Source organism: Armatimonas sp. (assembly GCF_031410135.1).
Classification (GTDB): Bacteria; Armatimonadota; Armatimonadia; order Armatimonadales; family Armatimonadaceae; genus Armatimonas.
The window spans coordinates 1-12957 of sequence record NZ_JANNYP010000083.1; the positions used below are offsets into that span (position 1 = coordinate 1).

The 12957-nt window shown below is 58.2% G+C and carries 14 protein-coding genes and 1 pseudogene; 3 read left to right on the forward strand and 12 right to left on the reverse strand.

Annotation, left to right across the window (positions count from 1 at the left end):
* The 9 genes from RMO15_RS03110 to RMO15_RS03150 form a co-directional block, all read right to left on the reverse strand.
* Nucleotides 1-320: phosphatidylglycerol lysyltransferase domain-containing protein (locus tag RMO15_RS03110; protein ID WP_309707702.1), on the reverse strand; the 320-nt coding region annotated here is incomplete at its 3' end.
* Entirely contained in the window at nt 317-661 is a 345-nt protein-coding gene (locus tag RMO15_RS03115) for an Mpo1-like protein (protein WP_309707703.1), read from the reverse strand. The genes RMO15_RS03110 and RMO15_RS03115, both read right to left, overlap by 4 nt.
* 90 nt (nt 662-751) lie before the next feature.
* Nucleotides 752-1147: a VOC family protein gene (locus RMO15_RS03120; RefSeq protein WP_309707704.1), complete on the reverse strand. Its 396-nt coding sequence runs from the start codon at nt 1145-1147 to the stop codon at nt 752-754.
* A gap of 17 nt (nt 1148-1164) precedes the next feature.
* Nucleotides 1165-1323, reverse strand: a complete 159-nt coding sequence (locus tag RMO15_RS03125; protein WP_309707706.1) for a hypothetical protein — start codon at nt 1321-1323, stop codon at nt 1165-1167.
* A 165-nt stretch (nt 1324-1488) separates the two neighbouring features.
* A complete protein-coding gene (locus RMO15_RS03130) occupies nt 1489-2184 on the reverse strand; it encodes an NUDIX domain-containing protein (protein WP_309707707.1) in 696 nt (231 codons plus the stop codon).
* Between the two features lie 241 nt (nt 2185-2425).
* On the reverse strand, nt 2426-3766 hold the full coding sequence (locus RMO15_RS03135) for a right-handed parallel beta-helix repeat-containing protein (RefSeq protein ID WP_309707709.1): 1341 nt from the start codon (nt 3764-3766) through the stop codon (nt 2426-2428).
* Nucleotides 3767-3875: 109 nt separating this feature from the next.
* A complete protein-coding gene (locus RMO15_RS03140; RefSeq protein WP_309707711.1) occupies nt 3876-4610 on the reverse strand; it encodes a methyltransferase domain-containing protein in 735 nt (244 codons plus the stop codon).
* Between the two features lies 1 nt (nt 4611).
* Nucleotides 4612-4941: a quaternary ammonium compound efflux SMR transporter SugE gene (gene sugE, locus RMO15_RS03145; RefSeq protein ID WP_309707712.1), complete on the reverse strand. Its 330-nt coding sequence runs from the start codon at nt 4939-4941 to the stop codon at nt 4612-4614.
* A 230-nt stretch (nt 4942-5171) separates the two neighbouring features.
* The gene (locus tag RMO15_RS03150; protein ID WP_309707715.1) at nt 5172-6968 is read right to left on the reverse strand and encodes a sialate O-acetylesterase; all 1797 of its coding nucleotides are present in this window, start codon (nt 6966-6968) and stop codon (nt 5172-5174) included.
* A gap of 69 nt (nt 6969-7037) precedes the next feature.
* Between RMO15_RS03150 and RMO15_RS03155 the strand changes: the two genes are divergently transcribed.
* Nucleotides 7038-7289, forward strand: coding sequence for a VF530 family protein (locus RMO15_RS03155; protein ID WP_309707717.1), 252 nt, complete (start codon nt 7038-7040; stop codon nt 7287-7289).
* Between the two features lie 95 nt (nt 7290-7384).
* Here the strand turns inward: RMO15_RS03155 and RMO15_RS03160 are convergent, their stop codons facing one another.
* Together RMO15_RS03160 and RMO15_RS03165 are read right to left on the reverse strand one after the other, a co-directional pair.
* Entirely contained in the window at nt 7385-9478 is a 2094-nt protein-coding gene (locus tag RMO15_RS03160; protein ID WP_309707718.1) for a discoidin domain-containing protein, read from the reverse strand.
* An 11-nt stretch (nt 9479-9489) separates the two neighbouring features.
* Entirely contained in the window at nt 9490-10368 is an 879-nt protein-coding gene (locus RMO15_RS03165) for a histidine phosphatase family protein (RefSeq protein WP_309707720.1), read from the reverse strand.
* Between the two features lie 72 nt (nt 10369-10440).
* Between RMO15_RS03165 and RMO15_RS03170 the strand changes: the two genes are divergently transcribed.
* Both RMO15_RS03170 and RMO15_RS03175 read left to right on the forward strand, forming a co-directional pair.
* Nucleotides 10441-11913 (forward strand): sulfatase, encoded by a 1473-nt coding sequence (locus RMO15_RS03170; protein WP_309707722.1) that lies wholly within the window; start codon nt 10441-10443, stop codon nt 11911-11913.
* A gap of 9 nt (nt 11914-11922) precedes the next feature.
* Nucleotides 11923-12804, forward strand: coding sequence for a phytanoyl-CoA dioxygenase family protein (locus RMO15_RS03175; RefSeq protein ID WP_309707724.1), 882 nt, complete (start codon nt 11923-11925; stop codon nt 12802-12804).
* On the opposite strand, the pseudogene RMO15_RS03180 reads toward RMO15_RS03175, so the two are convergent.
* A pseudogene (locus RMO15_RS03180) lies at nt 12764-12957 on the reverse strand (hypothetical protein); the annotation flags it as partial. The gene RMO15_RS03175 and the pseudogene RMO15_RS03180 overlap by 41 nt on opposite strands.

Sequence of the window (12957 nt, forward strand, 5' to 3'; positions counted from 1 at the left end):
GCAAGTCCGACCAGCAACGAGTCAAAGGAGCTGTTAAGTCGCTCAACGAGTGGCCGAGTCACTCCAAAAAAAACGACCTTACGTCCCTTCTTCCTTGCAGAATCACGAAACGCACTGGCAACCGCAAGGGTTTCCTCCGAGGCGCAGAGCGGCCCACCGACCGCTACCCAGTACCCTCCCCGGTCCGTGTAGGCGATCATGGCATCGTCCTTGCTCCAAACCGAAAGCCCCGGCTCAAGAACCATGAACGAATGGAGATTGCGACCGTACTTCGCCAGCGCTTCGAGCAATCGAGCCTGTTGGGGCTCAGACTCTCTCACGACTTGCTCTTAGGCGCACGCCCCAGCGTGACGGACTGCTTGCCGGTCAAGATTTCATAGGTGGTAAACCAGCTCCCAAGCGCCGCGAATACGGGCGATTGATCAATGCTACGGTGCGTCTTCTCAAATAGAATGTGGCCGAGATAAGGCGGCCCAAGCTGGAACCAAACGCCCAGTGCAAAGAGAGGAAGGCTCAGAAACCCGGCACCGAGCGCACAGAAAACTAGCGCTGAGATATTGCTCAGGAAGTGAACCCACCGATTCAGCGGAGCTGCATGATCTGGCAGGTAGATATTTTCGTAGAACTCGCCAAATGATCTCCGAAAGTCACCAATAGCCATCGTCAATTCCTCCAGTCGTGCGGACCTTATGAGATTGTAGCAGAAATTGCTCGTGCTCATGCTCGTAGGCAGGGGCTCGCAAATCCGTCTTTATGGCGCAACCTGAACCAAGTCCCACAGATTTCCGTACAAGTCTTGGAACACGGCGACAGTTCCGTAGTCCTCCGTCTTGGGCTCTCGGACAAATACCACTCCCTTGGCTTTGTAGGCGTTGAAGTCGCGCCAGAAGTCATCGGTGTAGAGAAAAAGAAAGATCCTGCCGCCGGTCTGATTCCCGACCCGCGCGAGCTGTTGCTCACTCGTTGCCCGAGCCAGCAAAATGCCCGATTCTCTTGTCCCGGGCGGAGCGACCACGACCCAGCGCTTGTCTTGGGCGGGCTGGTAGGTATCTTCCCGCAGCGCAAAGCCCAGCGTGCCTACGTAGAAGGCAAGCGCTTCATCGTAGTCGCGGACGACCACAGAGACAAGACCGAGAGACTGGGGCATTTCGGGGTTTCCTGGTATCACCTTCCGAGGCCATAGACGGAGATATGGGCGCTGCTGTGAACATCAAACGCGGTGTGCTGCCAGCTTGCATAGCGTGCGACAAGGCGGAGGCCCGCGATACGTCCCATGAGGTCCATCTCGCCGGGGGGGATCAGGCGACAGACAATGGGATTCATGGTAACTGTGTCACCAGGTCGTAGCGGGCCACATCATCGTCCCGGGGCTGGTCGTCATAGACCTCCGCAACGCGTGGCCCAAAGCTGGTTTTGGGGTCAAATCCCTCCATCTTCGATCCGTCTCCTTGCTTCCTATGTTCGATTGTAGCACAGCCGTCCGTTTCCTCAGTGGGCATGGTGGACGCGAAGTGCCTCGATCACCTTGGATACTTGAATGTCACCAGCAAGCTGCGCAACCGGCTTCCAGGCCACGTCTTGAATCAGCTGCTCCGATGGGCCAAGCTCAGGGTCGTGGCCGATCCGGGGTTCGTGAGCACCGTCCCACTCCATCAGAAAGCAGATTTCCTCGTCGGACTGGTATAGCATGCTCGCCACAGTCGCCTGCAAGCCCGTCTCCTCAAATAGCTCCCGGACAGCAGCCTGCGCGGGAGTCTCGCCTTCTTCGACACCGCCGCCGGGCAGTGTCCAGTAGCAATGACCATCGTCTTGATGTTGAACCATCAGGATCGCGTCCTCCCAAAGTACAACAGCGACTGCGCGAACTCTAACCCGCTCTGCGTGCTTGATATCGAAAATAAGTGCCGCGTTTGGAGGGACGCTCCCGAGCGGAATGTCACCATAACACAAGTGGGGGCTTGCGCGAAACCGGCGTGTTCCTCCCGAGCGGAGCCCCTCCAACCCGTACCGAAACCCCGCGACAAAATCCCTGTCGCCCACGGTATACACTGCCTCCTCGTCTTGGACGAGAAAGTCACTGCGACCGAGCTGGATGTCGTATCGGAGGCGCACCCGATCCCCCCTCTTCAGCTCCGAGCCATTCCCGAGGGTCTCGGATAAGATTTTTATTCCTGACTTGGGCATGGGGTATTTTATAGCGAAACAAGGCAATAATTGCTAAGGCGGTCCGAAATTACGGGGCAACGGCAACCCTATTATATTGGTTAAGAGACATCATTAATTACCTGAGACTTGCAGTAGTAGCACGCGCCGGTTTTGATAACTATATCCCCCGTGCCTTCAAAACTCTTTTGGCAGTGGACGCATTTGTGTGGGTTGCGTGCTTCCACACGAAAGCAGAAAAGCCCTTCATGTCCTGGTCGCGCTACTTCTTCGTCGGTCTTACTTTCCAGCCACTTACTGTGAACTCCTCATGAGCACCACAGCGGAACGCAAGAGGGTTTTCCAGCCCGACGGGTCGGTTGGCCTTGGCGTTTGTCAGTTTCTTTGCATCCGAGACGTTGGTGAGCTTATTGTTCTCCACGATTGCCGCGTAGCTCTCGGGCGCACGAAGCAGGGGTCGAGCCAACCCCTGACACTCAACGAGATTGTCCTTGATGGCAATGGAAGTGAAGTCGCTGCCCGGATTGAAGCCAAAGAGTCCTTCGGTTCGTGGCGTGGTGGTTGTACGTGTCACGATGTGGTTGTTTCGGATCTCCAGGTTGTTGAAGACCTCGTTGATCCAGATTACCCCACGCCCAGGATTGCTGACCAGGTTATTGTGGAAGCTCGCGGGGCCTTTCGCGGCAACATTTCCGAATGCGGAGATGAGGTTGCCATGGTCTTGTTTGACGTCAAAATCGAACAAGTTATGGTCAATCTCCACGCCGTTGCGGACGAACTCAAGGGCGTAGCTGTCTTTCATCCAGTTGTGATGAATATGGAACGTGCGCCCGCTCTTGGGAACGACTCCGCCTGCGTACTTGGGAATCGAGATCGTACCGTGGCAGACATTGTGATCAATCTCGTTGTCCTCATCGTTCTCGAAGGGAAACTCCATGGAGAAGTTCGTCTCAATCGTGTTGTGGTGGACACGGCACCGCGTCCCTTGGCGTACCTTGATGCCGTAGAACTCCTGAGCGGGGCCGGTTCTCGTGCGAACGAAGCGATTGTCGTATATCTCGCAGTCGCTCATCCAGATGGCGAAGATCCCGCCGCCGGTGATGCCGCCCTTCACGCCGGGCTGCCCACTGTCCCAGCGTCCGCCCGCGTCCACAAACTCGCAGTCGTGGATCTTAGCCTTTTGCATCCCAAACGTCCGAAGCCCGCTCCACAGCGTCTCTTTTATCCGCAGGTGGTGCAGGTGGAGGCTAGTCGGGAACCAGGCGAAGATAGCCCCGTGGAGCTGGGGACCGAGCAGGGTCATGTCGGAGATCGTGATGCCCGCCGTGTCGCGCTTCAGCCGGATTAAGTACGCGTCGGTGTCGAGGCCGTCGAGCCGCATCTCAGGATCGGGTAGCGATTTGGTGGACGGTTTCCAGCCCGCCACATGGGTCAGAATGGTCTTGCCGATGCCCGCTCCCTTCAGCGTCATCCGGGCCTTGAGCTCCAAAGTCGCTTCTAGCTCGAAGACCCCCGCCGCAATCTCGATCGTCGCCCCCTCAGCCCCCTCACGGACGGCCGCCATGAGTGCTGCCGTATTGTCACAAAAGATCTTAGATTTCATGAGCCTTTTTCACGAATCGCGAGGCCGCCGATTAAAATCAGCGTCTCCAATGGAAACTAAGTCGCTTCGCGACTATCCCCCTCCAGTCCGGCACGGACTTGGTTTCTGGTTATCCCTTCCGTGCAACGTACAGCCCACGGCCGGTTAAACCTTCCTTATCGTACGAAAAGGACAGCCCGGCTTCTTCGAAGCAACGCCCCATTTCCTCTTCCGTAAACAGACCCAGCTCGTGCTTTTCAATGTGATGTTCTATGTTGCCTTGAGTGCCAACGAGATACTCAAAATGAAGCGTGGAGAGACGATCCTGGATGCTACTGTATCCCATTCTTACCGCACTCAGTTCGTCGGTTTGTGCGCTGTGTAGGAATATCTTTCCGGGTGCCAATCCGCCGGGAGGGAACCAGGGCTCCACCAGAATCAGTCCTCCGTCCTTCACATGCGCTTTGAATCGTTTGAGGGCCAAAGTAACTCTGTCCAGAGTCTTGACATAACCAATAGAGCTGAAGAGACACATCACAACGTCGTAGAGCTTGCTCAGGTCAAAATCGACCATGTCGGCATGGCAAAAAAGGCCATTCGGATTTTTCCGCCCCGCTAGCGCGATGAGGTTCTCGTCAAGGTCTAGTCCATCGACCTCATAGCCATAGTTCTCTTGCAGCAACTTTGCGTGCTCTCCGGTCCCGCACGCCACATCAAGAAGGCGGTGAGCAGCGGAGCACTCAGCTGTGATAAGAGCGGCTATTTTCTTCGCCTCTCCCGGGTAATCCTTGAACCCGAAGTAAATCTTGTCGTATTGCTCGGCTGATTTAGAAAACAATGCTTGACTCCTTTTTGCGCTCGACAAACTATTTAAGTCCGGGTGGTGAGGCGAACTTGAGGCCCACGACACCGGCGACAATTAGCACAAGGCAAAGAATGCGCAGCACTTCTCTCGACTCACCGAGTAGCAACATCCCAATGATCGCCGTCCCTGCCGCACCAATTCCTGTCCAGACGGCATAGCCAGTGCCAACAGGGATGGTTTTAAGCGCGGCTGCCAGCAAGACGAAGCTCCCGATCATCGCGCTGATGGTTGCAAGGCTTGGCCAGAGCTGCGAAAAGCCTTCGGTGAACTTGAGGCCAATCGCCCAGCCGACCTCTAAAAGACCCGCGATGATGAGATATGTCCAAGCCATCGTTTCCCTCTTTCCTCTGACATTCTACATGGCCATTCAGTTTTTGCATCCCCCCGGCGGCACCACCGCCGACCCCCTTCGGTAATCGCTCATTCTTCGCTACGAAGGGGATATTTTCAAGCGCCCTTAAACCCTTTGCAGGGAGCTTGCGACCCGCCCAGAGGGCACCCGGCCGAAGGGTGACCGAGCGGTGCGAGGTCGGGATGTAAAACGCAATGACCGTGGACATTCTACTGCCGCTCCAGCCAGGGGGCGACTTTCTCTACCCAGCGGGCGGCGTGCTCGCGCAGGCCGGGGCCGCTGAAGTGAACACCTTTGCCACCGGTGTCGCGCCACTCGGACTTGAGGGCGTCGCTGTCGGGGCCTTGCAGAGCGAGGCGCTCTTTCCAGAGAGTAGCTTGGGCGGCCCGGATATCCGGGGAGGCCTCGTCGCCGGGGACATGGTAGCTGACTTGGGCCACAAACCACGGCGCGTCCCAGCCAATGGCGCGGCGCGAGTCCTGAATAAGTTTGGCGAGATAGTCGTGGTAGAGGTTCCCCGCCAGCGTGCGCGTGGTGTCTCTCTGGTTGGCATCGCTCTCGCCCTGGTGCCATAAGACGGCGCGAAAGCCACGTGACCCAAGAAGCTTCATGCGGCTTGTGAACATCGCAAATGCCTCGCCCTTGCACTCCCAGAGCCCATCGGCGCGTCTTTGCACGCGGCTCTCAATGGTCGGGGGATTGGGAAAGGTACTGCCTTGGGGAAGCCACTCACGCACACTGCTCGCCCCGATTCCGCAGGCGACAAAGCCGACGGGGACATTAAAGCGTGTGGCGATCGCGTCGCCAAAGGGGGGCAGAAAGCTCCCACCGCCACCACTGGCACCCGGCTGTGGGTCGTTTGCAGGCCGCCAGCCCTTGCCGTCGAACGTGACCACATTGCCGGTCTTGGTGCTCTGCTTCTCCTCGCCGTGATTGGCCGAGTTGGACTGCCCCGCCACCACAAAGACCTCACCAACTCCGACATGCGCGACGCTTGCCTCAGCAAGGACGGCGGACTTTTGCATCGCGCGAACCTCTAAGCGGTACCAGCCCCCCGCCGGTGCGTCTAGTGCCGCCGTGAATGCCACGCCCTCAAACTTCGCCTTGAGCTTTCGCCAGCCTCCTTCACCGAGCCGCGCCTCAAGAGTCGTGCCTTTCCCCGGCACCGCTGCGAGCATCCCCGAGATGATGAGCTTGCCTTTCGTGCGCGACGAACGCTGGATCACTTGGTAGTCCTGTGGCGCGGAGAGAGAGATCCCACTTGTCTGCGCGAGCACAAAATCCACCAGCGCCTGGCACTGGAAGAACCCTGGCCACATGTTGTGTCCCTGGCCCGGAGGAACGATCAGCTGCATCGCGCCGCCCAGCGCCTCGTAGCGCCGCTTGACCTCGCCCGCGTTTCGCTCCAGCGGCACGACCGTGTCACTGTCTCCCTGGATCGCAAAGAGCGGGACGCAGGCCTTTGCCAGCCCGGCCAGCTTCTCGATCGGGTTGTGCTCCTTGAGGCGCGCTGTCAGCTCCGCCTCGGTCAGGTGGTAGGCACCGCAAGCCTGTGCGACTCCAGGATAGCTCGTGAGATCACAGACCGGATAGATCCCCGCAAAGCCCGCCACTTTCTCGGGGTTCTCGACCGCCCAGCCTAATGTCATGAGCCCGCCCCGGCTCCGGCCCAGGAGAACCATCTTTGCCGCGAAGCCGCGCTTCTGGGTGAGCTCCGTGTAGAGCGCTGTGAAGAGGGCGCGGCCATCCGGGCTCCCGTAGGACTCCCCCACATCAATTCCCACGATGGCAATCCCCGCCTTGGTAAAGCGCTCGAACATCCAGCCCTCTTCGGGGCCGGGCAGACCGGGGAGAGTTGGTGCGTACCAGACCCAGGGCATGGGGCGGCCTGTGGACTTGGCTTCCGGGAGAATGACGAACGCAGGCCACCCTGCAACCGTGAATGTCTCACCTGACAGGGGGAGTGTTTTCTGGGGGAAGTTTGTGGCGGTGGTTTTTCGTGCCATGGCTTTTTCGTTTAGTCGTCGAAGTGGGGATGTTATACCGCAAAATACTTTTGATAAGATGAGAGTACGATGTCCACTTCACCACGTCTCTCGGATCACGCTCTGCTTCATGGCATCACGCTGGAGCGCATCGTGAGCGACCTCGTCGAGCACTTTGGCTGGGAGGGGCTCAGCCAGCGCATTCCGCTGCGCTGTTTCCTGTTCGACCCCAGCGTCACTTCAAGCCTCAAGTTTCTGCGCAAGACCCCGTGGGCACGAGAAAAAGTAGAAAACCTCTACCTCACGATGCTGCGTAAGCCTGATCGTCTGTCTGGGCTGTGACACAGACACGGAAACGGGGCATTATTCGATAGGCTCCTCAAAATCGTCAATGGCTTTCCAGTGGGAGTGGACAGGAATCTGGAGTAGTGGTTGTCTCATAGCAGATCGATCTCGTAGATGGACCAGTGGTAGGTGGCGCTGGTGCCAATCTGGGTAATGCGGACGAAGCGAGCAGCCTGTGCGGGGAACGTGATGGTCGTGATTCCTAGCTCGCCCTTGCCGGTGGCGATGGGAGCGCTCCAGTGGTTGCCGTCTTGAGAGACCGTGACGGCGTAGCCCACGGGCGAGTCCCAGAGCGCCCAGGTGTTGTCCAGAACAATCTTAGAAAAGCGCTCCGAGCGCTGGAGATCGAGCTGAAACCACTGGCCGGGGTACTGCGTCTTGGTCATGTCCCGCCAGCCCGTCCAGTGGTCGCCGTCGATGGCGCTGCTGGCCGGAACCGCGATAGGAATCTTATCGCCGCTGAAGAGAAACGAGCCATCAGGGACGGATGCCGAGGCGACCCAGTGCTTCTTCTCTAGGGGCTTGGCTTTTTTTGTCGGCTTTGGCGCAGGCTTGGGTGAGGTGAGTGGTACGCTCCCGAGGCCGCGAAGCTTCCAGGTGCCCGCGGGAACGGAGAACGTCACGTAGTCCGCGTCCTCCCCGAGAAACACCACACCCGCTGGAGTCGCTTGCGCACGGCCGCTCTCCCAGAGTGTCTTGCTGCCCAGCTTGATCGCCTTTAGCGCCGAGAACGCCGCCTTAGGAATTCCAACCACGGCTTTGGTGTCTGCTGGCGCTGTCACCGTGAGCGCGTACTCGGACTTGGTCTTCTTGATCGCGACAGTAACCTTGCCCTTCACCGTAGGCACGACTAAATCTATCTCGTTGAGAAAGGCCTCTTTCGGCAAGACTTGGAAGGTCGCCCAGCCCGGCTCAATCGGCGCAACTCCCGTGATGCTCTGGGAGAGGATCAGCGCGGGCGGGTTCCAACCATGGTTGAGCGACGATGCATCGTCGAAGGCGTCTATGCGCGATGCCCACCAGCGGTCGTAGTGCTCCCAGAGGGTGGTGAAGGTGCAGGGGATCATGGTCTTGTAGCGCTCGTGCATCCGAAGCAGCGCGTACTCTTGCCGCCCCATCAGGCAGAGCGCCTCAAAGACCCAGCGATCGAAAAAACAGCTCGCGTAGGTCTTCTTGGTAAGGACACTCTCGTAGATCACGTCCCACTTTCCGCGCTCCGCCAGCCCGACATTGACCGCCATCGCATTGGCACGGTCATCGGGGGCATTTACTTGCGCAGACTGGTAGTAGCTCCCCTTCCAGAACTTACTATCAAAGCTCGCCTGGATCGCCGCCCGCCTCTGGTCTATCTCAGGCACATCGGTATCGTGGCCCGTGGCAAGCGCGATTTTCTTGAGCGTGCCGAGACAGTTGTAGTAAAAACACGTCTCAGTCACCGCGATATCCTTGACCTCTTTGCCCCAGTCAAACCAGGTGCGCTTACCGAACTGATAGGTCTCAAACAAAAAGACTTTTGTCGGCTCGTAGATTTTCCGCAGCGACTCCAGATCGCCGGTGTGTAAATAGTAGAACCACAGGCCATAGTCGCCCAGAAACTCCAGGTGCTGGCCGGGGTAGAACTTGGGTTCCAGCTTACGCAGCACCAGCTCCTTGGCCAGAGCATGCGCTTTGGTGTCAAAGACATAGAAGCACTGGTTTAGCTCGGGCGTCCCATCGCCCCAGAAGCCCACGCGCTCCCGGTCGGGGCAGTCGTAGAAGTGATCCCGCATACAGATATAGGCCGTGCGCGCCGCCTTGGTCCAGAGCGTGTTGAAGTCGCTGTCGTTGCAGACAAACGAGCCCGCAAAGCTCGTGTCGTAGCCCGTCTCGCGGTACTGCACGGCGCGAACCGTCATCCCCGCGGGAATCGTGTAGACCGCGCCCTCGCCGCTGACCCAGTTTTTTGCCTCATAACGCTGCACGCCCGGCTTGGCCGTGCACGTCTCCGTCGGCGTCAGATAGAGCACCAGCGGGTTGCTGGAGTTGAAGAGAATCTGCCCACCGCTGGCGCTCTCCACCTCAATCCAAGGCTGAAAGTGGCAGTTGTACGGCATCGTACAGACCAGCTTCCAAGGCGCATCTTCAGCGTGCGGCAGGTCTTTCGAGGTTCGCAAGTAGGGCTTTAGCCCAAAGTCTTTAATTGCCATGAGGTTTCTCTTTACTGCGACACGGCCGTCCCTGTTAGTCGCTCTGGGACATTGCACAGACACTGAATCTCTGTACCGTCATATCCGTCGCTAGTGCCATCTTGTGAACGTAAAGTAAGGATTCCCGAACCGTGACACTTTGGGCATTTTGGGTTCGGAATACTGTGTCCCGTAAAACCACGATTCCATAACAGAAATTGCCATGACTGGCCTTTACGAAGGAAGGGATTCTCTTCAAATTGTCCGCCGCGTTCGGCGCATTGACGACCTTGTTCTCGTAGCGCTAAGGGATACTCCTCAAAATCGTCGATGGCTTTCCAATGAAAGTGGGCGGCCCGTGGCTCAAGGGTGAAGGCGAAGTAGTTGCCTCCGCCGTTGGGCGGTTGATCCCAGTGGCGGCTGATCGCCTCGCCAGTGAGATGGTAGTAAAGCAGGGTGCCCACCGCGCCGTGGGAAACAATCGCAATGGGGCCGTCGGTGGGGTCGGCGGCGACGAGATCTTCGACAGCACTCACAATGCGGTTCTGGGCAGCGCGCGCCGTCTCCCAGCCGCGCACGGACTGGTTGGGGTAGGCGAAGAAGCTATCGGCGACTTGCTCGAATTCAGCGGGCGGGAGAAACCCCGTCGCCGATCTATCGTTCTCACCCAGGGCCGCGATCTGCGTAAAGCCTAGCCCAAGGAGCTTGGCCAGCATCTCAGCGCCGTCAATGGCTTTCTGCTCCGTGCTGGAGTAGATCGCCGTGATTTCGGGAACCCAGGGCTGACGCAAGCCTTGCTCCATCCGCTCCCGCCCACGCTCCGAGAGCGGCCAGTGTGGCACAGGGACAGCGGCATCAATCTGCACATTGGGGTGCGTGATGAAGTAGATTGTCCGCTGACGCTTATCCATACTAGCCTCATGGTACCCAAATTGGGCAGGGCGTTGCAGGAACTGTGCAGCCCAAACGCGAATGAGTAGGCTATGCAACGGCCTAATATTCTCTTTATCTTCTCTGATGATCATGCCCTCAATGCGATCTCGGCCTACGGTGGCCCCCTGGCGAAGCTGGCTCCGACTCCACATATTGACCGGATTGCCCGTGAGGGTGCGATTTTCAAGAACTCTTTTTGTGCCAACTCCATCTGTGGGCCATCGCGGGCCTGCATCCTGACGGGCAAGCACTCGCATATCAATGGCTTTATAGACAACGACAACTCGCAGTTCGACAGCACGCAATGGACATTTCCGAAGGCATTCCAAAAAGCGGGCTACCAGACCGCGATTATCGGCAAGTGGCACTTGGTGACCGACCCGACGGGCTTTGACTACTGGGAGATTCTCCCGGGCCAGGGCAACTACTACAACCCCGACTTTATCCAGCAGGGTGGCGGGAAGAAGCGCTACCCCGGCCATGTGACGGAGCGCACGACGACGTTGGCTCTGGAATGGCTCGATAAAAATCGGGATAAGAGCAAGCCCTTTGTGCTCATGTGCCAGCACAAAGCCCCTCACCGCAATTGGATGATCGCCCCGCAGCACTTTGGCGTCTTCAAGGACACGGTCTTTCCTGAGCCAAAGTCGCTCTTTGATGACTACGCCAACCGGGCCAGCACGCTCAAGACCCAGAAAATGCAGATTAACGCGGACATGACCTGGACATCGGACTTGAAGGTCATGCCTAACCCGCTCGGCGATGCTTCTGACAAAGTCGGGGAGCTGAACCGGATGACGCCGGATCAGGCGGCGGCATGGAAAGCGGCCTACGAGTCCGAGAACAAGGCACTGCTTGCGAAATTCTCCACGATGAGCGAGCGCGACAAGCTCAAGTGGAAGTACCAGCGCTACTTAAAAGACTATCTGCGGTGCGTGCGCGGTGTGGACGAGAGTGTCGGGGAGCTTCTGGACTACTTAGATAAAAGCGGGCTTGCAAAAAACACCGTGGTGATCTACGCCTCCGACCAGGGCTTCTATCTGGGCGAGCACGGCTGGTTTGACAAGCGCTGGATGTTTGAGGAGTCGGTGAAGATGCCGTTTCTGATCCGCTGGCCCGGTGTGATCAAGCCAGGCTCGCGGCCCGAGGCGCTGATCCAGAACATTGACTACGCCGCGACGTTCTTAGAGATGGCAGGCATCCCCGTGCCGCCCGAGCTCCAAGGCGAGAGCATGATCCCGATCCTCAAGACCGGCAAGGCTCCGAAAAACGCCCGCAAGGCGATCTACTACCGCTACAGCGGCGAGCGCACCCACAACGTCGCCCCGCACGATGGGGTCCGCACGGATCGCCACAAGCTGATCTACTTCCCCAGCACCAAAGAATGGAATCTTTTCGATCTCAAGCGCGACCCCAGTGAGATGCGCTCCGTACACACGGACCCTGGCTACGCCAGCGTGCTCACCGAGCTAAAGGCGCTCTATGCAAAGCTAAAGGCAGAGTACAAAGCGCCCGAGTGGTAAGGAAACCTCATGAATATTAACATTTCAGACATTGAAGTTTTTGCGGAGTCGCTGGATGTAAAGCAAGCGGCGGCGATCTATCAGGAGCATGGCTGCTTAGTCGTGCGCGGGCTGATGAAGCCCTATATTGAGGCGATTGCCCGTGAAGTCGAGCAAGTCGCCGATACGGCACGCTCGCTCTATGACCAAGCGAAAGAAGTACCAGGGATCGGCTGGACAACGCCGGATGGGACGCTCTGGATAAAAGCCCCCGGTAGCTACAACCGCGATAAGCAGATCATGGTGCTGGGCCTGCGCTACACCACCAGCGGTGCTTTTTTGCAGTCCGCAGTGGATAAAAACGCGGTGGACTTGGTCGAGGCCGTGCTTGGCCCCAATATCGAGCTGTTTTTAGACGGCCAGTGCCTCTACAAAGAGCCGGTAGGAGGGCACCCGAAAAACCTCCACCAGGACAGCGCCTACTTTGAGCACCGCTACGACGGCCCCATGGCAAGCCTGAACTATGTCGTGGACACCGATTTGGTCAATGGGGCGCTGCATGTGGTGCCGGGCTCGCACAAGCTCGGACAGCTCACGCACATTGACACTTTCTCGCACCTGGGCCTCGATCCCGACGAGTGGCCGTGGGAGAAATCCCTCCCGATCTGCGGCAAGGCAGGCGATGCGATCTTCTTCCACTACCGCTGCATTCATGGAAGCAAAGAGAACCACTCGGAGAAGCCAAGGCCCGTCTTTATCCACCGCTACCGCCGCCCCGATGACTACGTGACCATCAGCGCTGCCACCGCCGCCGCTCGTGAGGAAGCCGAGAAGCACGCCGCTGAGGTGAAAAAGCAGAACCAGCAGGGCCTCATGGTGCGTGGGGTAAGACTCTGGGAGCCTCCGACATAAGTCTCACTAGCTCCGCCTGAAGGTTTTCGCGTGCCCGTGCTTCGCGCTCGGGAAACTCACCGAAATAGAGCCGAGGTCGCTGTAAAAATCGCTCCAGCACGGCGGCACGCCCGGCTCGATAGGCATCGTTGGGGACATGAGCATACTCCTGGC